This window comes from Devosia sp. P3_B2, from assembly GCF_056402875.1.
This window is the reverse complement of record NZ_JBFUGO010000013.1, coordinates 92,361-116,133: the sequence shown is the minus strand read 5'-3', so window position 1 is coordinate 116,133 and position 23,773 is coordinate 92,361. Positions and strand designations below refer to the sequence as shown.

Below are 23,773 nucleotides of genomic sequence, written 5' to 3'. Positions count from 1 at the left end.
ACTTGACTATTCGTCCGTTATAGCGGAATTTCCTCCATATCGGAGGAATGACCATGCAAGCCGGCTATCTCGACCACCTGAACACAGTCCTCGCCGACATCGAGACCCAGGGCCTGCTGAAGCGCGAGCGGCAGATCACCTCGCCGCAGGGCGGCCGGGTCACGGTCGCCGGCCGGCAAATGGTCAACCTCTGCGCCAACAACTATCTCGGCCTCGCCGACCATCCCGCCATCGCCGACGCGGCCGCCGAGGCGCTGGAGCAGTACGGCTTCGGCATGGCCTCGGTGCGTTTCATCTGCGGCACGCTGGACCTGCATCGGGAGCTCGAAACCGCTACCGCCCGCTACCTCGGCAAGGACGACGCGATCCTCTTCGCCGCCTGCTTCGATGCCAACGGCGCGCTGTTCGAGACCCTCCTCACAGAGGACGACGCCATCATCTCCGACAGCCTCAACCACGCCTCGATCATCGACGGCGTACGGTTGTCAAAAGCCAAGCGCTACCGCTTCCAGACCTCCGACATGGACGATCTCGAGACCCAGCTGAAGCAGGCCGTCGCCGACAATGCCCGCTTCCGCCTGATCGTCACCGACGGCGTGTTCTCGATGGACGGCTATGTCGCGAAGCTCCCCGAGATCCGCGCCCTGGCCGACAAGTATGGCGCCATAGTTGCGGTCGATGATTGCCACGCCACCGGCCATCTCGGCCCTCAGGGTCGTGGCACCGGCGCCCTGACCGGCGCAGAGCCCGACATCATCACCGGCACCTATGGTAAGACCCTCGGCGGCGCCATGGGCGGCTTCATCACCGGTCCGCAGCCGGTGATCGACCTCCTCCGCCAGCGCGCCCGTCCGTACCTCTTCTCCAACGCCCTCGCCCCCGCCGTAACGGCTGGTTCGCTCAAGGCAATTGAAATTGCACGATCTGCCGACGAACTCCGCTCAAACCTGACGCGTCTAAGCCATAGATTTAGAGCCGGTTTGACCGAAGCCGGCTTCGATCTGCTCCCCGGAGTTACCCCGATCATTCCCGTCATGCTCGGCGAAGCCACCCTCGCTCAGAACCTCGCCGCCGCCCTCGATCGCCGCGGCGTCTACGTCGCCGGCTTCTTCTATCCCGTTGTTCCCAAAGGCAAAGCCCGCATCCGCACGCAGATGTCCGCAGCGCTGTCTGACGCCGACATCGACTTCGCCATCGCCGCATTCACTGAGGCCGGCCGCGAACTGGGGATCATCTCGTGAAAGCCCTCGTCAAAGCCAAACGAGAGCCCGGAATCTGGCTCGAAGACCGCCCAATCCCGGATATCGGCCCCGACGATGTGCTTGTAAAGGTTCACAAAACCGGCATCTGCGGCACCGACATCCACATCTACAACTGGGACGACTGGGCCCAGAAAACCATCCCCGTCCCGATGATCACCGGCCACGAATACTCCGGCGAAATCGTCGCTCTGGGCGCCGACGTAAGGAACCTGAGTATCGGTCAACGCGTCTCTGGCGAGGGCCACGTCGTCGGCATGAAGAGCCGCGCCAGCCGCGCTGGGAAGTTCCACCTCGACCCCGACACCAAGGGCATCGGCGTCAATCTTCCCGGGGCTTTCGCCGAGTTCGTGCGGATCCCGGCCTTCAACATCATCCCGCTCCCCGACGCCATCGACGACGAGATGGGCGCCATCCTCGATCCGCTCGGCAACGCCGTCCACACCGCCCTCGCCTTCGACATCGTCGGCGAGGACGTGTTGGTCACCGGCGCCGGCCCGATCGGCATCATGGGCGCCGCGGTCGCCCGCCATGTCGGGGCCCGCCACGTCGTCATCACCGACGTGAACCCGGAGCGCCTAGCGTTGGCTGCAGAAGTCGCCGACGTCGTGCCGGTCAACATCACGACGCAGAACCTCCGCGAGGTGATGGACAAGCTCGGCATGAAGGAAGGTTTTGACGTCGGCCTCGAGATGAGCGGCGCCCCCGCTGCACTGGACCAGATGATCGACCACATGGTGATGGGCGGCCGTATCGCGCTGCTCGGCGTACCGGCGCGGCCGTTCATCTTCGACCTCGGCAAGATCGTGTTCCGCATGATCACGCTGCGCGGCATCTACGGCCGCGAGATGTTCGAGACCTGGCACAAGATGCTGGCCATGCTCGAGTCGGGGCTCGATGTCCGCAAGGTCATCACCCGCCGGATGAGCGCCGACGACTATGCCGAGGCGTTCAAGCTGGCGGCCGGCGGCGAGAAGGGCAAGATCGTTCTCGAGTGGTAGGTGGCTTGCGCGCGGGGGCGCTCATCGGCGATAAGCCCAGCTTCACACTGGATTTATCGGTTATGGCTTTCACTCCGCGCGTCTTTTCCGGCATCAAGCCGTCCGGCGACCTGCACCTGGGCAACTATCTCGGCGCCATCCGGCGCTTCGTGCCGCTGCAGCAAACGCATGAGACGATCTACTGCGTCGTCGACATGCACGCGATCACGGTGTGGCAGGACCCCGAAGACCTGCGCCGCTGGACCTACGAGATTGCCGCGGCCTACATCGCGGCGGGGCTCGATCCGAACAAGTCGATCATCTTCAACCAGAGCCAGGTGGTCGAGCATGCCGAGCTCGCCTGGATATTCAACTGCGTGGCGCGCGTCGGCTGGATGACGCGCATGACCCAGTTCAAGGACAAGGCCGGTGCCGAGGGTGGCGAGAACTCCGAAGCCGTCTCGCTCGGGCTGTTCGCCTATCCCTCGCTGATGGCGGCCGACATCCTGCTCTACAAGGCGACAGCCGTGCCGGTGGGCGATGACCAGCGCCAGCACCTCGAGCTGACGCGCGATATCGCCAAGAAGTTCAACCACGATTTCAAAAAGCAGATCAAAGGCCTGGGGGTGAAGGACGACTTCTTCCCCTTGACCGAGACGCTCTCCACTGGCCCCGCGATGCGCGTCATGTCGCTCAAGGACGGCAAGAAGAAGATGTCGAAGTCGGACGCCTCTGACATGTCGACCATCTACATGATGGATGACGCAGACACGATCAGTAAGAAGATCAAGCGCGCCACCACCGACGCCGACGCGCTGCCGACCGAGGCCGCGGGCCTCGCCGGCCGGGCCGAGGCCGAAAACCTCGTCGCCATCTATGCGTCGCTGGCCGACAAGTCGGTGGACCAGGTGCTCGCCGAGTTCGGTGGTTCGGGCTGGGGCAAGTTCAAGCCGGCGCTGGCCGATCTCGCGGTATCGGTGCTCTCGCCGATCGCCACCGAGATGAAGCGGCTCGTCGCCGACAAGGGCGAGATGGACCAGATCCTCCGTCGCAACGCCGATCGCGCCCGCGCCATCGCCGTGCCGATCATGGACGACGTGCGCAAGATCGTCGGCTTCGTCCGCTGATCTCGCGCACCGCTTGCGGCCCCGCCGCGCATTTGGAACAATGCCGCATCTTCCGAGCTGAAGGTGCGGCGCTTTGGCTGACAGCATGAGCGAATACAAACGCAAGTTTCTCGTCGTCATCGACGAGAGCAAGGAAGCCGATCGCGCCATTACATTCGCCGCGAACCGGGTGAAGCGCACCGGCGGCACGGTGGTGCTGCTCTCGGTCATCGACAGCCAGGATTTCACCCAGTTCCTCGGCGTCGAGGAAGTGATGCGCGCCGAGGCCCGCGAGGAAGCCGAGCGCATGCTCGACGCCAAGCGCGCCCGCATCGGCCAGATCGGCGAGGGCATCCGCACCGAGACGGTGATCCGCGAGGGCGACCTCGTCAGCGAGATCGAACGGCTGGTCGCCGAAGATCCCGGTATCGCCATCCTGGTGATCGCGGCGGCCGGCGGCAAGGAAGGCCCCGGGCCGCTGGTCAGCGCCTTTGCCACCCGCGCCGGCCAGGCCGCCCTGCCGGTGATCGTCACCATCATCCCCGGCACCATGACCGACGAGCAGATCGTCGCGGTGACCTGACGCGCCGCGCCAAGGCCTTGCGTTTCGGGCTCCAAAACACTACTTTGGAATTGTTCTAACACGAGTCCAAAACGCCCGATGTTCATCCAGACCGAAGCGACGCCAAATCCGGCGACCCTGAAATTCCTGCCCGGCCGTGATGTGCTGGTCGGTGAACCGCGCGATTTCCGTCAGGCCGAATCGGCGGCGATTTCGCCGCTGGCCGCCGCCCTGTTCGACGTCCCCGGCGTCGAAGGCGTGTTCCTCGGTTCCGACTTCATCTCGGTCACCAAGGACACGGCCGAGTGGAGCCACATCAAGCCGGCGATCCTCGGCGTGATCATGGAGCACTTCCTCTCCGGCAAGCCCGTGCTCGCCGACGGCACCGCCGAAGTGGTGGCCGGCGAAGAGTTCTTCGAGGAGGGCGATGCCGAGACCGTCGAGGTGATCAAGGAACTGCTTGCCACCCGCGTGCGCCCCGCCGTCGCCATGGATGGCGGCGACATCACCTTCAAGGGCTTCAAGGAGGGCACCGTGTTCCTCCACATGCAGGGCGCCTGCTCGGGCTGCCCGTCCTCGACCGCGACGCTCAAGTCCGGCATCGAGAACCTGCTCCGCCACTTCGTCCCCGGCGTCGAGGCCGTGCAGCAGGTCTGAGCCTCGGTTCAGCGGTAGAGTTTCCGATCGCCCGGCCCCCATGCCGGGCGATTTGCTTTTAAAGCACTCGTTCTGCCACTTACCGGATGTCATCCCTGCGGAAGCAGGGACCCAACTCACGTCCTGCGTCCGCTGCCGCTTGGGTCCCAGCTTTCGCTGGGATGACATCGAGTGTGGGGAGAGGTCCGATGGTGATGACAATCCCTGCGCCAACGCCTATCTCTCCGACATGTCCAGCGTCCTTCTCGCCATCGATACCGCCGCGCCGCGCCTGCAACTGGCGCTGCTACTGGGCGAGCGCGCCGATGCGCTGGTCGAGGACATGGCGCAGGGGCAGGCCGAGCGCATCTTTCCCGCGATCGACGAACTGTTGGCGCGCAATAGCGTCGCGTACAAAGACCTCACCCGGATCGCTGTCACCACCGGCCCGGGCTCGTTCACCGGACTCCGCATCGGGCTGAGCGCCGCGCGCGGGCTTGGACTGGCGCTGAGCATCCCTGTCATCGGCGTGCCCTCACTGCTGGCGCTGTCGCTCGGCACCCAATGCGACGCCACCGCCGTGCTGCTCGATGCGCGGCGCGATGAGGCGTATTTCCAGCTCTTCAGTGGTCCCGGCATTCCAGTAGGCGAGCCACAACTGCTGCCGATGGACGACGCGCGTCGACGCGTCCCGCCCGGCGCCGCCCTCGTCACCTCGCCGCTGGTCGATATCGCAGCGCTGGCGCGTTTCGCCGCCACCGTCGATCCCGGCAACTATCCACCCGAAGCGGCCTATGTTCGCGATGCCGATGCCAAGCCGCAGGAAAAGTTCCGCGTTGCGAGGGTCGGGCAATGAACTTCTGGCTCTCGCCCACCACCCTCCATGTCGAGCCGGCCCGTGGCGGCGATGCGGAGACGATCGCGCGGCTCCATGCCGAAGGGTTCTATCGCGGCTGGACGCGGGAAGAATTCGCCGCCTATGTCGCCGGCAAGGACACGCCGGTCTACGTCGCTTGCGACAGCCGGCGCCGCATTGCCGGGTTCGCCATGCTGCGGCACCTGGGCGAGGAGGTGGAACTCATCTCCATCGCGGTTGATCGCAAGTGGCGGAACAAGGGCGTCGGCCTGATGCTGATGCGGGCCCTGTTCGACGCCGTGCTGATGAGCCCCGCCAAGCGGATGCTGCTGGAGGTGGCCGCCGACAACACACCGGCGCTGAAGCTCTACGGCAAGCTGGGCTTCAAGACCGTCGGCGAGCGCAAGGGCTACTACCCGCGGCCCGACGGCACACCGGCGACCGCTATTGTCATGGCGCGTGATCTTGGCTAACCGAGTTCAGGAGCGTGATCAGGAAAAGTTGCAGACTTTTCCGGTTCGAGAGCGCGACCAAGGAAAGACCTTAACGGGGGACGCCCGATGAGCAAACCCGGCATTCAAACTCTCGAAGAGCAGTGCGCCCAGAAGGGCATGCGGATGACCGACCAGCGTCGCGTCATTGCGCAGGTCATCGAGCAGGCGCTCGATCATCCTGATGTCGAGGAACTCTATCGTCGGGCCTCGGCGATCGACGTGCGGATTTCGCTCTCCACCGTCTACCGCACCCTCAACCTGTTCGAGGAAGCCGGGCTCGTCACCAAGCACGACTTCAAGGATGGACGGGCGCGCTTCGAGCTGATCCCCGACGAGCACCACGACCACCTGATCGATATCCGCTCGGGCAAGGTGATCGAGTTCCGCAACGAAGAGATCGAGGCCATCCAGGAAGTCATCGCCAAGCGGCTCGGCTACCGGCTGGTCGACCATCGGCTGGAGCTCTATGCTGTGCCGCTCAAGCCGGACGAGGCCAAATGATCCTCCGCAGCCTGTTTTTCATCTTCTGCTACGTGCCGTTCCTCATCGTGTTCGTGCCGCTGCAGTTCCTCGTCTCGCGCAGCCCATGGTTCAACAACCGGATTCCGCGCTGGTTTCACTGGTTCGGCTGCACCTTCCTCGGCATGAAGGTGAAGGTGATCGGCGAGCCCTCGCACGACCGTGCCACGCTGATCGTTTCCAACCACGTCTCGTGGACCGACATCATCGCGGTCGGCTCCAAGGCCGACGTCACGTTCGTTGCCAAGTCCGAGATCCAGAAATGGTTCTTTGTCGGCTTCATGGCCTCGCTGCAGCGCACGCTCTACGTCGATCGCAAGAAGCGCAGTGACGCCAAGCGGGTGAGCGAGGAGATGGGCAAGCGCATGGCCTCGGGCGGCGCCGTGCTGCTGTTCGCCGAGGGCCAGTCAGATATCGGCACCCACGTGCTGCCGTTCCGCTCGGCGCTGATCGGCGCCGCGCAGCACGCCATGGAAGATGCTGGCGCCGGCGAAGTGATGATCCAGCCGCTGACGATCGCCTATACGAAGCTCCAGGGCCTGCCGGTCGGCCGCACCGACCGCTCGTTCATCGCCTGGATCAAGTCCAAGTCGGTGAAGCAGAACATCAAGGAAATCCTGACCGGCGGCACCCGCGAGGTCACCCTCGCCTTCGGCACGCCGCGTCCGCTCAGCGCCGGCACCAACCGCAAGGAACTAGCCAAGCAGACCGAGAACGAAGTTCGCCGCATGCTCGTGGCGCTGAACCGCGGCACGCCGCTGCCGGTGGCGGCGGAGTAGGTTCAGTCCACCAAGCAGAAGTGGTTGCCCTCGGGGTCGGCCAGCACGGTGTAGCCGTCGGCTTCCCGCACCACGCCGGCACCGAGGCCAATGAGGCGGGTGCGTTCCGCGGCGGGGTCGGTCACCTTCACGTCGAGATGGATGCGGCCCTGGACCCGGCCGCGKTCGATCTCGTGGAAGCAGAGCGTCGGGCCGGGGCCGTCGACCATCACCACCGGATCGGTGTCCGGGGTGAGGCCGAGCGCCGCGAGGCGGGCGATCTCCTCGTCGTCATAGGCCCGCACCGCGTAGCCGGTCAGGACTTGAGCCCAGAACCGGGCAAGGGGCGCAGCGCGTTTGCAATCGAAGACGATCTCCTTCAGCAACCCGCTCATCCGAGTGCGCTCTCGAAATCGGCGATGATCGTATCGGCATCCTCGATGCCAACCGAGACCCGGAACACACCTTCGCCGGCCCAGTCGCGGTAACTCCGCTCGTCGGTGATGGCGAAGGACGAGCGCAGGATGTCCTCGGTGGGGATGTAGAAGCACAGCGACTTGGTCTTGCCCAGCGACACCGCGTAGCTAACGAGTTCCAATCGCTCCGCCAGTTGCCGGGCCATGCCGGCGCTATCCGACTTCACCGAAAAGCTCAGCAGCCCGGAGAAATTGCGCATCTGCCGGCGCGCCAGTTCCGCCTGCTCGTGGCTTGCGAGGCCGGGCCACAGTACCCGGCGCACCTTCGGGTGCTGCTCCAGCCACTCTGCCACCGCCCGTGCGTTTGCCTGGTGCTTCTCCATCCGGAGGCCGAGCGTCTCGATGCCGCGCAGGATCAGATAGGCCGAGAACGGCGACAGCACCGCGCCGTGGTGGATCAGCACGTCCTTGCGCAGCGCGGCGATGTCGTCGGCCCGGCCGATCAGCGCACCGCCCAGCGCATCACCGTGACCGCACAGGTACTTGGTCAGGGAGTGGCAGACGTAGTCGGCGCCGAGCGCGATCGGGTTGGTGCCGACCGGGGTGGCGATGGTCGAATCCACCGACAGTTCTGCGCCGCCGGCGTGGGCAATCTTCGCTACGGCCGCGATGTCGGTGAGCCTGAGGATCGGGTTGGCCGGCGTTTCGATATGCACCAGCCGGGTGTTGGGTCGCATCGCCGCCGCGACGTTCTGCGGGTCCGAGCTGTCGGCGAACGACACTGCAACCCCCTGTCGCGGCAGGGCGTGGCGCGCATACTCGGCGACGCCAGCGTAGCAGACGTCCGACAGCACCAGATGGTCGCCAGCCTTCAGCGTCCCGGCAAACAGCCCGGTGATTGCCGCCATGCCGGAGCCAAAGCTCAGTGCCGCTTCGCCGCCCTCGAGCAGCGCCAGGCGCTTCTCCAGCAGCTCCAGCGTCGGGTTGCTCCAGCGGGTGTAGAAATGCGGGGCGTCGGCCTGGAGGTCCGAGGCGGAGAAGCCAACGGCGTCCGGATGGGTGAAGTAGGTCGTGGACAGCACCGGCGCCGGCGCCAGCGGCTCGCCGACGACGCGGGCGCCGTCGCCGCCATGCAGGGCGAGAGTATCGAGGTTCTTGGTCATGGGCGTTCTCCAGGCCGCGGAGGTTGCCCCAATCGGGCGTCTGCTGCCACCCCGGCTTTTGCACTCCCCGCCACTTCGGTGTATTCAGCCGCCCATGACCGAGCACACGCCCAAGAAGCTGTTCATCAAGACCTACGGGTGCCAGATGAACGTCTACGATTCCGACCGCATGGCGGATGCCTTGGCGCCGCACGGCTACGAGCCGGTGCAGGTGATGGAGGACGCCGACCTGGTCGTCCTCAACACCTGCCACATCCGCGAAAAGGCCTCGGAGAAAGTGTTCTCGGAACTCGGCCGGCTGCGCGACCTGCGCGAGGAGCGCCGGGCCAACGGCCAGGACCTGATGATCGGCGTCGCCGGATGCGTGGCGCAGGCCGAGGGCGACGAGATCGTTCGCCGGGCGCCTGCCGTCGACCTGGTGTTCGGGCCGCAATCCTACCACCGCCTGCCCGAGCTGATCGCGCGTGCCCACAATGGGGCAAAGGTCGTCGACACCGACTTCCCCGAGGAGGACAAGTTCGAGCATCTGCCGGCGGCGAAGAAGGAAGTCACGCTGGCGCGCGGGCTCACCGCCTTCCTCACGGTGCAGGAAGGTTGCGATAAATTCTGCTCGTTCTGCGTGGTGCCCTACACTCGTGGCAGCGAAGTTTCGCGCCCGGTCGAGCAGGTGCTGCGCGAGGCGCAGAACCTTGCCGAAGCCGGCGTGCGCGAGCTGACGCTGCTCGGCCAGAACGTCAACGCGTATCACGGCCTCGATGCCAAGGGCCGCAGCGTCGGCCTCGGTGAGCTCTGCTATCGCTTGTCGCTGATCCCGGGTATCGCCCGCATCCGCTACACCACCTCGCACCCCCTCGACATGACCGACGAGCTGCTCGAGGCGCATCGCGACCTCGATGCACTGATGCCTTACCTGCATCTGCCGATCCAGTCCGGGTCCGACCGCATCCTCAAGGCGATGAACCGCCGCCACACCCGGGCCGAGTACATGCGCGTCATCGAGCGCATCAAGGCGGCGCGCCCCGACATGGCGCTGTCAGGCGATTTCATCGTCGGTTTCCCCGGTGAGACCGATGCCGATTTCGAGGACACGATGCAGGTCGTCAGGGATGTCGGCTATGCGTCCGCCTACACGTTCAAGTACTCGATCCGTCCCGGCACGCCCGGTGCGACGATGGAGAACCAGGTCGCCGAAGCAAAAAAGACCGAGCGCCTGCAGCGCCTCAACGACCAGATCAACACGCAGATGCACGCGTTTCATCAGTCCGTTGTCGGCCGCACCTTGCCGGTGCTGATCGAGAAGGCCGGCCGCCAGCCCGGCCAGATCGGCGGCCGCTCGCCCTACCTGCAGGCGGTGCACATGGAAGGCGCGACCCGGCTGATCGGACAGATCATTCCGGTGGAGATAGTCGCAGCCCGGAATAATTCCCTCATTGGCAAGATTGTCACAGTTGCGGAACCGAATCCTGCTAGCGTTATTGAGTCTCGAGCCACCGCGGCCCATATCTGAGGCTGCCATTACGGAGCTACCAGAGATTTGAGCAGGCATTTGCCCCCGTCTTCCGACCACGGCCCATCCTCCCAGCTTGAACTCGCCTTCGAAGACAACAAGCTCGCCGCGCAACTCTACGGCGATTTCGACCAGCATCTTGCCCTGATCGAGCAGCGCTTGTCCGTGCAGGCGACGCCGCGGGGTAACCACGTCATGCTGAAGGGCGGCGCGACCTCCGTCGATCAGGCGCGACGCGTCCTCGAGTCGCTTTACGAGCAACTCGAAGAAGGCGGGCCAATCGAGGTTTCAACCGTCGACGGCGTCATCCGGATGATCGAGACCGAGGACAGCCAGCTGAGCCTGCCCACGCTCGAGAAGAAGGGCAGGGTGCGCATGGCGCAGATCGCGACCCGCAAGGCGACCATCGTTGCCCGCACCCCGGCACAGGATGCCTACATGCGCGCCATGGACCGCTCCGAGCTGGTGTTCGGCGTCGGTCCGGCCGGTACCGGCAAGACCTATCTCGCCGTTGCTCACGCCGCGACGCTGCTCGAGCGCGGCGATATCAACCGCATCATCCTGTCACGCCCGGCCGTCGAAGCCGGCGAGCGCCTCGGGTTCCTCCCGGGCGACATGAAGGACAAGGTCGATCCGTACCTCCGTCCGCTCTACGACGCGCTTTACGACATGATGCGGCCCGAGCATGTGGAACGCTGCATCACCTCGGGCATCATCGAAGTAGCGCCGCTCGCCTTCATGCGTGGCCGCACGCTGGCCAACGCCGTGGTCATCCTCGACGAGGCGCAGAATACCACCTCGATGCAGATGAAGATGTTCCTGACCCGTCTGGGCGAGAACTCGAAGATGATCGTCACGGGCGACCCGACCCAGGTCGACCTGCCGCGTGGCGAAAAGTCGGGCCTGATCGAGGCGGTATCGCTGCTCGACGGCATCGAGGGCGTGCATATCTCGCGCTTCAACGACAAGGACGTGGTACGTCACGCGCTGGTTGGCCGGATCGTCCGCGCCTACGAGGCCGACACCGCCCGCCGGCTGGCCGAGAACAACACGAAGGCCTGATGCAAGCCCCATTATCAATCGCCTTCGCGGTCAACGCGGAGGGCTGGCCCGAAGACCTCGAGGCCATCGCTGAAACCGCTATCCGCGAAGCGCTGAAGCAGTCGGAGGCCAAGGTCGCCGGCGTGGCCGAGGTGTCGGTGGTGCTCACCGACGACGCCGAGCAGCGCGAGCTGAACCATCAGTGGCGCGGCTTCGACAAATCCACCAACGTGCTGAGCTTCCCGCAGATCGAGCCGTTCGGTCCGGTCGCTGGATTGCTCGGCGACATCACGCTGGCGCGCGAGACGGTGGAGCGAGAGGCGGCCGAGATGGGCATCACCTTCGAGGCCCACTTCACCCACCTCGTGGTGCATGGCTTCCTGCACCTTCTGGGCTACGACCATATCGAGGAAGAGGACGCCGAGGAGATGGAGGGGCTCGAAACCGAGATCCTCGCGACCCTCGGCATTGCCGATCCCTACGCCGATAGCTAAATTACACCCTCCGATGAATTGAAGGCCGCACGCGGCCATACCCGATGAACGACTCCGACAGTCCGTCCGCGCCGCCCAAAAAACCGGCGCCCGCCAAATCCAACGGCGAACCTCCTTCTAGTCCCGCCCCCGCGGCCACGTGGGGGCAACGTCTGTGGCACTCGGTGCGCGGCCTCGTCGCCATGCGCACGGTTTCGCTGCGCGACGACCTCGAGGTCGCCCTCGAATCCGAGAACAACGGCGGCACCGCCGATTTCACCCAGTCCGAGCGGACCATTCTGAAGAACGTGCTCGACCTCGCCGAAAAGCGGGTCGAAGACGTGATGATCCCCCGCGCCGACATCGAGGCGATCGAAAACACCGAAACGCTCGGCGTGCTGGTCAGCCGCTTCCGTCAGGTCGGCCACTCGCGCATGCCGGTCTATTCGGACAGCCTCGACAACATCACCGGCTTCATCCACGTGAAGGATGCGCTGCGCCGCATCACCGAACCGGTGGTCGATCCGGAGGCCGCGGTGCCGGTCAAGCTGGTTTCGCCGCCGCTCCGCTCGAAGCTCGAAAAGCTCGATATCGTGCGCCAGGTGCTGTTCGTGCCGCCGCTGATGCCGGTGGGCGACCTGCTGCAGCAGATGCAGCTGAAACGCGTCCATATGGCGGTGGTCATCGACGAATATGGCGGCACCGACGGCCTCGTCACCATCGAGGACCTGCTCGAAGCGGTTGTTGGCGAGATCGAGGACGAGCACGACGACGACGTGGCGCTGGTCCGCAAGATCAACTCCAACGTCTTCATCGCCTCGGCCCGTGCCGAACTGACCGAGGTGCGCGATGTCATCGGCCCGGATTTCGATCCGGGCGCCCACGCCGACGAGGTCGATACGCTCGGTGGTCTGGTCTTCGAACTGGCCGGCCACGTCCCGGCCAAGGGGGAGCACGTAAACGGCATCAAGGGCTTCGAGTTCGAAGTGCTGCAGGCCGATAGCCGCCAGGTCAAACGCGTCAAGATCAAGCGCACGAAGCAGCCGAAGCCACGGCCGCCGAAACCGCCGGTGACGAAAGCGCCCGAAGGCACGCAGGCTCCGGCCGCGGAGTAGCTTCGCGAGCTACCAGCCCCACCGCCGTCATTTCCGCGAAGGCGGGAACCCTAGTGCGATATCGCAGCGCCAGGTGGGACCGAGGCATCCCACTGGGTCCCCGCCTTCGCGGGGATGACGGCGGTGGGTTGGGTAGCCTGGCTAGCCGGCTCGCACCACATTCCCCACCACGATCTCGCGCCAGATCCGCGCGGGCGTCACCCAGCGCTCGAACAGGTTGTAGTCGCCGGCATTGATGACGCAGGCGATGCCCGCTTCTGGCGCCAGCCAGAGGCGTTGGCCGCCATTGCCGAAGGCGCCGATCCAGCGCAGCGGCTTGTCGTAGCCGGGCGCCGGCGCCTCGTGGACGTACCAGAGACGGCCGTAACCGAGCCCGTCCCAGGTCTGCACCGCCGGCGTCCAGGACGCCTCGATCCACGCTTCGGGCACCACCTGCCGCCCCTCGAACCGGCCGCCATCGACCAGCAGCATGCCGATCTTCAGCAGGTCCGGGGCGGTCAGCCTCAATCCGGACGCGGGCGACGCCACCCCGTCGCTCCCGGCCATCCAATAGAAATCGGTGATCCCCAGCGGCGCGAACAGCGCTTCGCGGGCGAAGTCGGGCAGTTTCATGCCGGAGCCGCGTTCGATCAGCGCGCCGATCAGCGCTACGGCGCCGCCGGAATAGATCCATTTCTCGCCGGGTGCGCCGATGATCGGTCGGTCGAGGATGAAGCGGTAACGGTCCGGCGCCATCTCCATGGCGATCTCGCTGTTGGTCGGGTCGGTGTAGGGTTTGTTCTCGTCCCACTCCATGCCCATGGTCATGTTGAGCGTGTGGGCCACCGTCACCTTGCGCCGCTCCAGGTCGACGACGAGGTCAGGGTATTCCCTGAAGGCGTCGATCACCGGCGCGTCCAACGGCGGCACCAGCCCACGCTCCAACGCTATGCCGTAGAGCAGGCCGACGATACTCTTGGTCACCGAGCGGAGGTCATGCAGCACCTCAGGGCCGAACTGCACCCGGCCGAGCGGATCGCCCCAGCTCTCGTCCTCGCCCTCGAAATACTGTTCGAGCACCAGCTCGCCGGCGCGGCTTACCAGCAGCGCGTGGATCGGCAGCAGCAGCCCCGACTCGAACCCCGCAGCGAGCTTCCGCTCCAGATTGGCGGCAAACCCTGCCGCTTCAGGCGTTACCCTGGTCCAGTTCGTCACTGCCGTCTCCCTTGTTCTTTCGCTCGCGATGCTGCGGGGCACGTCGAGCCAGTCGCTTGATCTCAGTTGCGCCGGCCTCGGCTGCGACGCCGTTGCCGTCTTGACCCCACGCTTCGACCCCGCGACCTTGCCACATGCCCTGTGATTCGAGCGCCGCATGACCTGGCTCGCCGAGACCGTGATGCTGAGCCACGGCTGGCGGCGTTTCTTGATCCTCGTTGCGGCGGGGGCGCTGGCTGCGGCGTCGGTGCCGCCATTCTTCCTGCTGCCGGCGCTGTTCCTGGCGCTGCCGGTCTGGGTCTGGGCCCTCGATGGCGCCGAACGACGCAGCGGCTGGCGACGGCTGTTCGGTCCGGCATTCCAGATCGGCTTCGGCTTCGGGCTCGGCTACTTCACAGTTGCGCTGCACTGGCTCGGCGCGGCGTTCTTTCAGGCAGGCGGCTTTTTCCTCATTCTGATGCCGTTCGCCATCGTCGGGCTCGCGGCCATCCTCTCGACCTTCTGGGGATTGGCCAGCGCGCTGGCGCACATGCTGTGGTCGGGCGGTGCGTTCCGTATCGTTACCCTCGCCAGTCTCCTGGCGCTGGCCGAGTGGGGTCGCGGCCACCTGTTCTCCGGTTTCCCCTTCGACCTCATCGGCTATGCGCTGACCGCCAATGACGAGATGCTGCAGCTCGCCTCGGTGATCGGCACCTACGGCCTCACCTTCCTTGCGGCGCTCATTGCCATGACCCCGGCGCTGATCTGGCCGGCCGACCAGCGCGGGCTGGTGCGACGGCTGATACCGTTCTTCCTCGCCGTGGGGGTGATTGCGGCGCAGGTGGCATATGGCAACTGGCGGCTTACCAGCACGACGCTTGTTGCGCGTACCGATATGAAGGTGCGCATGGTGCAGCCGATGATCCTCGATCACGCCGATTGGAGCGTGGCCGACCCCGATGCCATCATCAACCAGCTGATCAGCCTGTCGGAGACCAAGCTGACCCCTTCGGATCCCGGTCTATCTGGGGTCACGCACCTGGTGTGGCCGGAATCGGTGTTTCCGTTCTTCCTCACCAACTACCCGGACGGCATCGCCCGTATCGCTCGCATGCTCCCCGACAGCACGCTGCTGCTCACCGGCGCACCACGCGAGCCGCTGGATGAGGACGGTCTGCCGATCCCCGATAATCCGGGCTTCAACTCGATCCTTGCCATCGACACGGCCGGCGAAGTGGTCGCCAGCTACGACAAGTCGCATCTGGTGCCGTTCGGCGAATACCTGCCGTTCCAGAGCTTCTGGCGGCTGTTCGGCATCAACCAGTTCGTGCCGGGCACCAATGGCTGGGCGGCCGGTGATGGCCGCCGGCTGATGACGCCGCCGGGCACCCCGCCCTTCCTGGCGCTGGTTTGCTATGAAGCGGTGTTCCCAGGCGATATCGGCGACCCGTCCGAAGCGCAGTTCATCCTCAACGTCACCAACGATGCCTGGTTCATGGGCTCGATCGGTCCGGCGCAGCACGCCCACCATGCGCGGATGCGCGCCGTCGAGACCGGACTGCCGATGCTGCGGGCTGCCAACACCGGCGTCACGCTCAGCGTCGATCCGCTCGGCCGCATCGTCGCGCAGCTTGCGGAGAACCAGATCGGCGTCCTCGACGTGGTTCCATCCGAGCCACTGCCCGGCGGCACCATCTTCAATCGCATCGGCGACCTGCCGTTCTGGCTGGCGGTGGGGCTCGGCATTTTCGGCTCGCTTATTGCGGCGCGGCGGCCGCGCCGGGTCGCATGATTTTTCTCCGCAGCCGCTCCACGGAGACATAAAGCTTCCTTTATATCACTTGACCCAGCGAGGACCGAGTGGCAGAACACAAGCCCAACTGTGTGATTTTCGCACTTTTTGAGCACTTTTCGGGGGTTTCGCCTTGGCTCGGTCTTCCTACCTCTTCACGTCAGAATCGGTTTCCGAGGGTCATCCCGACAAGGTCTGCGACCGGATCTCCGACGAGATCGTCGATCTGGTGTTCCGTGAAGCGAAGAAAGCCGGCATGGATCCTGCCAAGGTCCGTATCGCCTGTGAGACCCTCGCCACCACCAACCGCGTCGTCATCGCGGGCGAAGTGCGCGTCCCGGAGACGCTGCTGAAGAAGGGCAAGGACGGCAAGATCCTCATCGATGCAGCCGGCCATCCGGTGGTCAATCCCGCCAAGTTCAAGTCGACCGCCCGCAAGGCGATCAAGGCAATCGGCTACGAGCAGTCGGGCTTTCACTGGAAGACCGCCAAGATCGACGTGCTGCTGCACGGCCAGTCGGCCGATATCGCGCAGGGCGTCGATGAATCCGGCAACAAGGACGTCGGCGCCGGCGACCAGGGCATCATGTTCGGCTATGCCAGCCGCGAGACCCCCGAGCTGCTGCCCGCACCGATCTACTACGCGCACAAGATCCTCGAGGCGCTGACGGTCGCCCGCAAGGCAGGCGAGGGCGCCGCCATCAAGCTCGGGCCCGACGCCAAGAGCCAGGTCACCATCCGCTACGAGAACGGCCACCCGGTCGGCGTGACGCAGATCGTGGTCTCCACCCAGCATGTCGATGCCAGCCTCTCGTCCGAGGATGTGCGCAAGATCGTCGAGCCCTATGTCCGCGCCTCGTTCCCCGATGGCTGGATCAGCGCCGACACCGTCTGGCACGTCAACCCGACCGGTAAATTCGTTGTCGGTGGGCCCGACGGCGATGCCGGCCTCACTGGCCGCAAGATCATCGTCGACACCTATGGTGGCGCAGCTCCGCATGGAGGCGGCGCCTTCTCGGGCAAGGACCCGACCAAGGTCGACCGCTCGGCCGCCTATGCGGCGCGCTATCTGGCCAAGAACGTCGTCGCCGCGGGCCTTGCCGATCGCGCCACGATCCAGCTCAGCTACGCCATCGGGGTCGCCAAGCCGCTGTCGATCTATGTCGACCTCCACGGCACCGGCAAGGTGGATGAGGGTAAGCTCGAGACCGTGCTCGGTGAGGTGTTCGACCTTAGCCCGCGCGGCATCCGCACCCATCTTGATCTCAACAAGCCGATCTACGCCAAGACCTCGGCCTATGGCCATTTCGGCCGCAAGCCGGGCCGAGACGGCAGCTTCTCATGGGAGAAGATCGACCTGGTTCCCGCGCTGAAGGCCGCGGTCAAGGCCGCTGCCTGAGGTCCTCAGGAGATCGCTACCTCCACGATGTCATCCCCGCGCAAGCGGGGATTTCTCTTTATGACCGCCCGTGCCGAACGGAGATTCCGCTTTCGCGGCAATGACTCCGTGTTAGTGGGACGCCCCATGACCTCCAAGACCCACCATCCGCTGAACGTCTCCGGCGAGCCTCGCGCCTTTTTCGGCCGCCGCTCCGGCAAGCGCCTGCATAAGGGGCAGGACCTGCTGTTCAAGGAGTTGCTGCCAGCACTCGAGATTGCGCCCGGCAATGAACTGCTCGATCCGGCGGTGCTGTTTCCCGACAGATCGCAGCGGGTGATCGAGATCGGCTATGGCGGTGGCGAGCACCTGTCGCTCGAAGCAAGCCGGCATCCCGATACCGGCTTTATCGGTTGCGAGGTGTTTTCCGGCGGCATCGCCAAGCTCCTGCAGCAGATCGACGAAGCGGGGCTGCAGAACATCCGGCTGTACACTGACGATGCGCTGAAGCTGTTGCAGAGGCTGCCGGCCGGCTCGCTCGATGGTGCCTGGCTGCTCTATCCGGATCCCTGGCCGAAGACCCGCCACCACAAGCGCCGTTTCATCTCGCCGCTGACGCTTGCAGAGCTCGCCCGCACCCTGAAGCCGGGCGCCCTGTTCCGCTTTGCGACCGACATAGCGGACTATGCCGATTGGACGCTCGCGCACATCCTGCGCGCCCCGGAATTCCGGTTCTCGCCCGAGCGGGCAGGGATCTGGCATGAGCCGTATGTCGGTTGGGAGCCGACGCGATATGAGGAAAAGGCCCGCATCGCCGGCCGCCTCAGGAGCTTTTACCTGAGCTTTGAGCGCCGCTGAGCGGGCCTCGTTAACGCGATTTAACGGAACGTTTAGGCAACGGCGAAATGAAATCCGCCGCCTGCCTCTGGAAAATCCGCTCCGAACGACGATATGGCCCCAAGGGGATCTCCGCTATCCGGCAACGGCTGGCCAAAAATACTGTGGGGAGTTGGCGTATGCGTCAGCAGAACCGTCCGCCCGTCAATCAGGCTGTGATCGAGGAACTATTGACCACTCGAAACAGCAAATGGACGCTCACTGTGGTGCTGCACCTGCGGCACGACACTTTGCGTTTTTCCGAACTGCAGCGCGACATCGGCGGCATTTCGCAGAAGGCGCTGACCGCAAGCCTAAGGGCCCTCGAGCGCGATGGCTTCGTCAGCCGCACCAGCTATGCGACCATTCCGCCGCGCGTCGACTATGCGCTGACCGATCTCGGCGCCGAGGCGCTGAAGGCCTTCGAGGCCTTCGAGGCTTTCGCCGCGCGCCATTGGCACCGTGTGGTTGAGGCGCGGCAGCTGTTCGATGCCCGCGATCTCGACCAGATCGAGCCACCGCTCCGCACTGGAACCGGCCGCTAGCCGGCATCAGGGGGGCCTGCGGGCTCTATTCTGGTCTCACACGAACGTGGGCGGCTGCCGATTTCTTCGGCACCCAGCCGGTAGCGGATCGGCCGGCAAAGCCCGGCCGATCCGGATGGCGCATATTAGTTGTCGCCGTTGTCGCCGTCATAGGTCAGCGAGTTGTTGTCAACCGGAGTGCGGTTGCCGCCGACGTCGAGCTTGCTCAGCACGCGGGTGTTGCCCTGCGCCGAAGCCTTCACCGGGGCCAGCGTATCTTCGTAGAACAGCTGGTAGGAGGTGGAGCCGTCAGCGAGCTTCACTTCGGCACGGATCACGTTGTCCGAATTCTCGTAGACGTTAACGGCGTTGATGCCCTTCTGCTGCAGCTGGGTCACGAGGAAGTCGCTGTCGAAGCTGGAGTCATCGGAGGCTGCAAAAGCCGGCACCGAGAGGCCACCGACGAGGAGCACGGCCGCAAGGCCAAGAGCGGAAGTCTTCATTTCAATGTCCCTTTCGTTTTCTGGACAACTGGGAGATCGGACTCCCCGCCCACCTTCGCAAGTGACAGAATCTGCACTTGTTGCTCTTGAAATTCGATAATGTATGCAGAGGGTTACGCGGTGGAGTGCCACCACCCGTTGAGAAACCCACCTCCCTTGAGGAGCGTTGGTTGCCTCAAGGGTACCGTAGGTCGCAGCAGGGGTTGCGCCTGATTCTCAGCAGTTGCAGGGTGTGGTTTCGCGGGAACCAAGGGCGCATTTGGCGCGTCCCACGACGACAAGGAGTCGTGTTGTGCACCAAGCCGTGAAAATCCTGAATATTCAGCAAGTGACCCATAATGTGCGGCGCTACGTGCTGGAAAAACCTGCCGGATACCGGTTCGAACCCGGCCAAGCCACCGAACTTTCACTGGACGAGGACGGCTGGCGCGACAAGAAGCACCCGTTCACCTTCACTGCGCTCAACGATTGGGATTATCTCGAGTTCACCATCAAGAGCTACTTCAACACCGGCGGCGACGGGATGACCGAGCGCCTGTTCGGCTACGTACCGGGTCAGCGCCTGGTGCTGCGCGATCCGTGGGGCACCATCACCTACAAGGGGCCCGGCACCTTCATCGCCGGCGGCGCCGGCGTCACCCCGTTCATCGCCATCCTCCGCCAGCTCAAGAAGGACGGCAAGCTGGCCGGCCACCGGCTGATCGCGTCGAACCGCAAGGCCGAAGACATCATCCTCCGCGATGAGTTCGAGCAGATGGAGGGCCTCGAGGTCACCTGGACCATCACCGACGAGCCGTCGGCCGAGGGCGTCCTGCACGAGCGCATCGATGACGCGTTCTTGAAGCGCCACGTGCACGACATCAGCCAGAACTTCTACCTCTGTGGTCCGGACCCGATGGTAGCGGACCTCAAGGCGGCGCTGGGCGGCCKCGGCGCCGAGGCGGAGGCGTTGACCTGGGAGAAGTGACAGGGCCGCCAGCGGCCGCGCTATCGCACCGGACGCGGCACCCTCGGCGATAGATCGTTCAGCAACGCTTCAGGCGCGCCGCTGGATGATGCGGCACCCTGAACGGAGGCTGGAATGATCCCTTCCACGCTGCGCGCCGCTGCGCTTGCCGTTGCCCTCGCCCTCATCGCCACCGGCCCCGGCTGGGCGCAGGTGGGCAAGACTGTCGATGCCCCGGTTATCCGCGAGAACGCCACCTATCTCAATTCTGGCGAACTGCGGACCCGCGCCCTCACGGCGCTGACCAGAAGGCTCGACCCGTTGCCACCGGTCTCGCGCATCGAGGTCGCCGGGGACCGGATCACCGTCTGGACGCAGAGCCGCGAGGCGGCGCACTACACCGACAGCTGGACGGTCTCGCGGATGAAGCTGCTGGTCTTCGACCGGGACATCGTCGACGGCCCTAAGCCGACCGACGGCGACGGCATCGTCGCCAAGCGGGAGGGCAGCTTCTTCGATCTCGCCGACGTCGGGCTCCAGCAGATCGACACCACCATCGCTGAAGCCATTGCCATGGCGAAGATGGAGCAGCGTCCGGACCTCACCTCACTGGTCATCGCCCGGCAGATCGGCATCCTGCCCGAGCCGCACTACGGCGAAGTGCGCTGGACCATCGGGCTTGCGACGCCGCGCGAGACCGCCACGGTCTATGCCGATATCGGCGGCCGGGTCATCGGCGCCGACCTCTCGGGCACCACGCGGGCCCAGCGGCTCGACCTGATTGCCGACAACGACTGGCCGATGGCCGAAGCGCAGGTGGATATCGCCGCCGTGCTGGGCACACGGCCGCTCAAGGAGCTCCGGGTCTACGACACCTACATCTATTTCAGCGCCGCCCACCCGACCGAAGCGGACACCACCACCGACTACTCGTGGAATCTCGGTGGCGTGCGGCAGGGGATCGGCACGCCGGCCTTCGATTTCGGCGACAGCGTCCCCTTCGCCATCACCGAACTCGATCTCGGCAAGCTGCCGCAGGTGAAGTCCGCCGCGCTCGAGGCCTTTGCCTCGCCCGGCGCGACGATCACCTACATCAATGCGGAAAAGCCCACCGATCGGGCGGCTGCACCGCTGCTCGTCTGGAGTGTCGACCTCAAGCAGGTCGATGGCGAGAAGGGCCAGGTGCTGCTCGACGCCAACGCCAAGGTGTTGGAGGTCGTGCTGCCGGAAAGCCGGGCGATCGCTGCCCAAGGCCCGTGGCTGGCCCCGGAAACGGTGCTCGGCACGCTCAAGCGGCTCGAAAAGGAGTTCGGACCCGACGCGCGGTTCGGCGAGATCCTGATCAACGACACGCAGGGCTCGGTATTGGTCGAGGACCCACGGGCCCCCGGCACCATGGCGAGTTTCATCATCGATCCGCAGCGCATCATGCGCTTCGGTACGCCGATGCCGTGGGAAGCCGAACTCAACGAGGCCAAGAGCTTCCGCCTCGCCGATCTCGCAGGGCTCGACGCGGCTGCCCTCGGCAAATACGCCGATACCACGCTCGAAACCATGAAGCTCGAGGGCGCAGCGGTGTTTCGTTACACGCTCTCGCGCAACACCCTGCTGCTGGCGCCCGAGGACACCCGTCTGCTGCTCGAGATCCGTGCCGGCAAGGACGATGGCTGGACCAGCGGCTGGGTGACATTCGAGCTCGACGGCAAGGTAGCGGACAAGATGCTGCCCTAGGCGGTCGCTTCGATCATTGCGCCGGTGACGAATGCCATCACCTTGTCGACCGGCATCTCGCAAGGCTTCAGCGTCGGCTCAGCACTGCTGGGCGGGCGATAGATGTTGAGGCTGATGCGGTCGGCGCCGCCGAGCTCCTCAGCATAGAGCTTGAAGCTGTTGCCGTGGGCGTGGGCGGCATTGGTGACGCCATAGCGCCGCCCGGCATAGCGGGCGGTGAAGTAGCCCAGCGGCCAGGACGAGAGGATCGACCAGACAGCGGCGGGCGAGGTGTCGGTTGGTGTCGGCATGTCCATAATATGGGGCAAGGCGCCCCATCCGCCAAATCACCGGCCATGTCGGCAGGATCGAAACAAGCCTGACAGCAGGTGGCAGCCTTACCGAGCTATCATCGTTGCGTTACGATAGAAGACTCGAAAGGAACGCCGCATGTCGGGCTCGACGCCGCTGCGCGCAACACGACGCGAATGGATCGGGCTGGCGGTCATTGCACTGCCCTGCATCCTCTATGCCATGGATCTGACGGTCCTCAACCTTGCCGTGCCGTCGCTGACGGCCACACTCAAGCCCACGGCAGCCCAGCTGCTGTGGATCGTCGACATATACGGCTTCTTCGTCGCCGGCTCGCTCCTGACCATGGGAACCCTGGGCGATCGCATCGGCCGGCGGAAGCTCTTGATGATCGGGGCCGTGGCGTTCGGCACGACCTCCATTCTCGCCGCCTTCTCCCCCACCGCCGAGACGCTGATCCTCGCCCGCGCCCTGCTCGGTGTTGCGGGCGCGACGCTGGCGCCATCGACGCTGTCGCTGATCACCAACATGTTTCGCGACGACCGGGAGCGGACCATCGCCATCAGCATCTGGGTTGCCAGCTTCTCGGCCGGCGGGGCGATCGGGCCGGTGGTCGGCGGCGTGCTGCTCAACTATTTCTGGTGGGGCTCGGTGTTCCTCGTCGCGGTGCCGATCATGGTGCTGCTGCTGATCCTCGCACCTCGCCTGCTGCCCGAGTACAAGGATCCGCAGACGGGCCGGCTCGACCTCGCGAGTGCCGGGCTGTCGATGGCAGCCGTGCTGTCGATCATCTACGGCATCAAGACGCTGGCCGAGGGCGGCGAGCTCGCCGTCAGCCTCGGCGCCATCGTCTTCGGGCTGGCGATCGGCATTGTCTTCGTGTGGCGCCAACTGCGGCTCACCCATCCGCTGCTCGACCTGAGCCTGTTCGCGCGCCCCTCGTTCACCGCGGCGCTCAGCATCAACGTGTTCGGCTTTTTTGCCATCTTCGGCATCTTCCTCGTCGTCGCCCAGTACATGCAGCTGGTGCTGGGGCTGACGCCGTTCGAGGCGGGCCTCTGGAGCCTGCCTCCGGGTCTCGGCTTCGTTGCCGGCTCCCTGCTGACGCCGATGCTGCTGAACCGGATGCGGCCGGCCTATGCGCTGGCGCTGGGGCTAGGCCTCGCGGCCGCGGGGCTGATCGTCATGGGGCTGATCGCGCCGTCGCGCGACTTGGTCACGCTGATCGCCGCCAACACCGCGATGTCGCTCGGCATGGCGCCGGTGGCGACGATCGCCGCCGACCTGGTGATGAGTTCCGCGCCGCCGGAGCGAGCCGGTGCCGCGTCGGGGCTCAACGAGACCAGTTCGGAGTTCGGCGGCGCACTCGGCATTGCTCTCCTCGGCAGCGTGCTGACCGTGCTCTATCGCAGCGGGCTCGGCGATACCCTGCCGGACGGGCTGTCGGGCGAAGCGGTGGCGATGGCGCTGCGCGGCATCGGCGGTGCCCATACGGCGGCGGAAACGCTGCCGGCGGGCGGCGCGGCGCTGCTCGAAGCGGCCCGCGTGGCCTATGCCGACGCCATGCTGGTGACAGCGCTGCTCGGTGCGGCGATCGTCCTCATTGCGGCGGTGACGACCATCGCCATGTTCCGCGGGCTCAGGCCGGCGACGGCTTAGACAAAAAAGGCCCGG

25 protein-coding genes are annotated in these 23,773 nt (G+C 65.3%); 20 read left to right on the top strand and 5 right to left on the bottom strand.

The window, feature by feature from the left end:
• Nucleotides 1–53: 53 nt before the first annotated feature.
• The 9 genes from AC1DV8_RS19065 (at nt 54) to AC1DV8_RS19025 (ending at nt 7,191) form a co-directional block, all read left to right on the top strand.
• A complete protein-coding gene (locus AC1DV8_RS19065; RefSeq protein ID WP_477158560.1) occupies nt 54–1,241 on the top strand; it encodes a glycine C-acetyltransferase in 1,188 nt (395 codons plus the stop codon).
• Nucleotides 1,238–2,260 carry an L-threonine 3-dehydrogenase gene (gene tdh / locus AC1DV8_RS19060; protein WP_477151669.1) on the top strand — a complete coding sequence of 341 codons (1,023 nt, stop codon included), beginning with the start codon at nt 1,238–1,240 and terminating at the stop codon, nt 2,258–2,260. Before AC1DV8_RS19065 ends, tdh begins: the two co-directional genes overlap by 4 nt.
• Before the next feature lie 62 nt (nt 2,261–2,322).
• Nucleotides 2,323–3,366, top strand: coding sequence for a tryptophan--tRNA ligase (trpS, locus tag AC1DV8_RS19055; RefSeq protein WP_477158523.1), 1,044 nt, complete (start codon nt 2,323–2,325; stop codon nt 3,364–3,366).
• A gap of 85 nt (nt 3,367–3,451) precedes the next feature.
• The gene (locus AC1DV8_RS19050; protein WP_477151667.1) at nt 3,452–3,928 is read left to right on the top strand and encodes a universal stress protein; all 477 of its coding nucleotides are present in this window, start codon (nt 3,452–3,454) and stop codon (nt 3,926–3,928) included.
• A gap of 78 nt (nt 3,929–4,006) precedes the next feature.
• Nucleotides 4,007–4,564, top strand: a complete 558-nt coding sequence (locus tag AC1DV8_RS19045; protein ID WP_326867316.1) for a NifU family protein — start codon at nt 4,007–4,009, stop codon at nt 4,562–4,564.
• Between the two features lie 229 nt (nt 4,565–4,793).
• Nucleotides 4,794–5,399 carry a tRNA (adenosine(37)-N6)-threonylcarbamoyltransferase complex dimerization subunit type 1 TsaB gene (gene tsaB / locus AC1DV8_RS19040; RefSeq protein WP_477158522.1) on the top strand — a complete coding sequence of 202 codons (606 nt, stop codon included), beginning with the start codon at nt 4,794–4,796 and terminating at the stop codon, nt 5,397–5,399.
• On the top strand, nt 5,396–5,872 hold the full coding sequence (gene rimI / locus AC1DV8_RS19035; RefSeq protein ID WP_477151665.1) for a ribosomal protein S18-alanine N-acetyltransferase: 477 nt from the start codon (nt 5,396–5,398) through the stop codon (nt 5,870–5,872). The genes tsaB and rimI overlap by 4 nt, the downstream gene beginning before the upstream one ends.
• A gap of 87 nt (nt 5,873–5,959) precedes the next feature.
• Nucleotides 5,960–6,394, top strand: coding sequence for a Fur family transcriptional regulator (locus tag AC1DV8_RS19030; protein ID WP_477151664.1), 435 nt, complete (start codon nt 5,960–5,962; stop codon nt 6,392–6,394).
• Nucleotides 6,391–7,191, top strand: a complete 801-nt coding sequence (locus AC1DV8_RS19025) for a lysophospholipid acyltransferase family protein (protein WP_477151663.1) — start codon at nt 6,391–6,393, stop codon at nt 7,189–7,191. Before AC1DV8_RS19030 ends, AC1DV8_RS19025 begins: the two co-directional genes overlap by 4 nt.
• Before the next feature lie 2 nt (nt 7,192–7,193).
• On the opposite strand, the gene AC1DV8_RS19020 is transcribed toward AC1DV8_RS19025, so the two are convergent.
• Together AC1DV8_RS19020 and AC1DV8_RS19015 are read right to left on the bottom strand one after the other, a co-directional pair.
• On the bottom strand, nt 7,194–7,565 hold the full coding sequence (locus AC1DV8_RS19020) for a VOC family protein (RefSeq protein ID WP_477158521.1): 372 nt from the start codon (nt 7,563–7,565) through the stop codon (nt 7,194–7,196).
• Entirely contained in the window at nt 7,562–8,749 is a 1,188-nt protein-coding gene (locus tag AC1DV8_RS19015) for a trans-sulfuration enzyme family protein (RefSeq protein WP_477158520.1), read from the bottom strand. Before AC1DV8_RS19015 ends, AC1DV8_RS19020 begins: the two co-directional genes overlap by 4 nt.
• A gap of 94 nt (nt 8,750–8,843) precedes the next feature.
• Between AC1DV8_RS19015 and miaB the strand changes: the two genes are divergently transcribed.
• From miaB to AC1DV8_RS18995, 4 genes are all read left to right on the top strand, one after another.
• Nucleotides 8,844–10,256, top strand: coding sequence for a tRNA (N6-isopentenyl adenosine(37)-C2)-methylthiotransferase MiaB (miaB, locus tag AC1DV8_RS19010; RefSeq protein WP_477158519.1), 1,413 nt, complete (start codon nt 8,844–8,846; stop codon nt 10,254–10,256).
• 27 nt (nt 10,257–10,283) lie between these two features.
• Complete coding sequence (locus AC1DV8_RS19005) at nt 10,284–11,318, top strand: PhoH family protein (RefSeq protein ID WP_477151659.1); 1,035 nt, start codon at nt 10,284–10,286, stop codon at nt 11,316–11,318.
• Nucleotides 11,318–11,791: an rRNA maturation RNase YbeY gene (ybeY, locus tag AC1DV8_RS19000; protein WP_477151658.1), complete on the top strand. Its 474-nt coding sequence runs from the start codon at nt 11,318–11,320 to the stop codon at nt 11,789–11,791. The genes AC1DV8_RS19005 and ybeY overlap by 1 nt, the downstream gene beginning before the upstream one ends.
• 164 nt (nt 11,792–11,955) lie before the next feature.
• A complete protein-coding gene (locus AC1DV8_RS18995; RefSeq protein ID WP_477151657.1) occupies nt 11,956–12,885 on the top strand; it encodes a hemolysin family protein in 930 nt (309 codons plus the stop codon).
• Between the two features lie 141 nt (nt 12,886–13,026).
• Here AC1DV8_RS18995 and AC1DV8_RS18990 read toward each other — a convergent pair whose 3' ends face one another.
• On the bottom strand, nt 13,027–14,079 hold the full coding sequence (locus AC1DV8_RS18990; protein WP_477158518.1) for a serine hydrolase domain-containing protein: 1,053 nt from the start codon (nt 14,077–14,079) through the stop codon (nt 13,027–13,029).
• Nucleotides 14,080–14,236: 157 nt separating this feature from the next.
• Here AC1DV8_RS18990 and lnt point away from each other — a divergent pair, with 157 nt between their 5' ends.
• The 4 genes from lnt to AC1DV8_RS18970 all read left to right on the top strand — a co-directional run bounded on the left by lnt (nt 14,237) and on the right by AC1DV8_RS18970 (nt 18,649).
• A complete protein-coding gene (lnt, locus tag AC1DV8_RS18985) occupies nt 14,237–15,850 on the top strand; it encodes an apolipoprotein N-acyltransferase (protein WP_477158517.1) in 1,614 nt (537 codons plus the stop codon).
• Between the two features lie 133 nt (nt 15,851–15,983).
• Nucleotides 15,984–17,249 carry a methionine adenosyltransferase gene (metK, locus tag AC1DV8_RS18980; RefSeq protein ID WP_477151654.1) on the top strand — a complete coding sequence of 422 codons (1,266 nt, stop codon included), beginning with the start codon at nt 15,984–15,986 and terminating at the stop codon, nt 17,247–17,249.
• Between the two features lie 126 nt (nt 17,250–17,375).
• Complete coding sequence (trmB, locus tag AC1DV8_RS18975; protein WP_477158516.1) at nt 17,376–18,086, top strand: tRNA (guanosine(46)-N7)-methyltransferase TrmB; 711 nt, start codon at nt 17,376–17,378, stop codon at nt 18,084–18,086.
• A 158-nt stretch (nt 18,087–18,244) separates the two neighbouring features.
• Entirely contained in the window at nt 18,245–18,649 is a 405-nt protein-coding gene (locus tag AC1DV8_RS18970) for a winged helix-turn-helix transcriptional regulator (protein ID WP_477158515.1), read from the top strand.
• 125 nt (nt 18,650–18,774) lie between these two features.
• Here AC1DV8_RS18970 and AC1DV8_RS18965 read toward each other — a convergent pair whose 3' ends face one another.
• On the bottom strand, nt 18,775–19,131 hold the full coding sequence (locus tag AC1DV8_RS18965; protein WP_477158514.1) for a hypothetical protein: 357 nt from the start codon (nt 19,129–19,131) through the stop codon (nt 18,775–18,777).
• A 328-nt stretch (nt 19,132–19,459) separates the two neighbouring features.
• On the opposite strand from AC1DV8_RS18965, the gene AC1DV8_RS18960 reads away from it, so the two are divergent.
• Together AC1DV8_RS18960 and AC1DV8_RS18955 are read left to right on the top strand one after the other, a co-directional pair.
• Entirely contained in the window at nt 19,460–20,098 is a 639-nt protein-coding gene (locus tag AC1DV8_RS18960; RefSeq protein WP_477158513.1) for a ferredoxin reductase domain-containing protein, read from the top strand.
• Between the two features lie 114 nt (nt 20,099–20,212).
• A complete protein-coding gene (locus tag AC1DV8_RS18955; RefSeq protein ID WP_477158512.1) occupies nt 20,213–21,808 on the top strand; it encodes a hypothetical protein in 1,596 nt (531 codons plus the stop codon).
• On the opposite strand, the gene AC1DV8_RS18950 is transcribed toward AC1DV8_RS18955, so the two are convergent.
• The gene (locus tag AC1DV8_RS18950) at nt 21,805–22,116 is read right to left on the bottom strand and encodes a hypothetical protein (RefSeq protein ID WP_477158511.1); all 312 of its coding nucleotides are present in this window, start codon (nt 22,114–22,116) and stop codon (nt 21,805–21,807) included. The genes AC1DV8_RS18955 and AC1DV8_RS18950 overlap by 4 nt on opposite strands.
• Nucleotides 22,117–22,237: 121 nt before the next feature.
• Here AC1DV8_RS18950 and AC1DV8_RS18945 point away from each other — a divergent pair, with 121 nt between their 5' ends.
• Nucleotides 22,238–23,758 carry an MFS transporter gene (locus AC1DV8_RS18945; RefSeq protein ID WP_477158510.1) on the top strand — a complete coding sequence of 507 codons (1,521 nt, stop codon included), beginning with the start codon at nt 22,238–22,240 and terminating at the stop codon, nt 23,756–23,758.
• Nucleotides 23,759–23,773 lie beyond the last annotated feature (15 nt).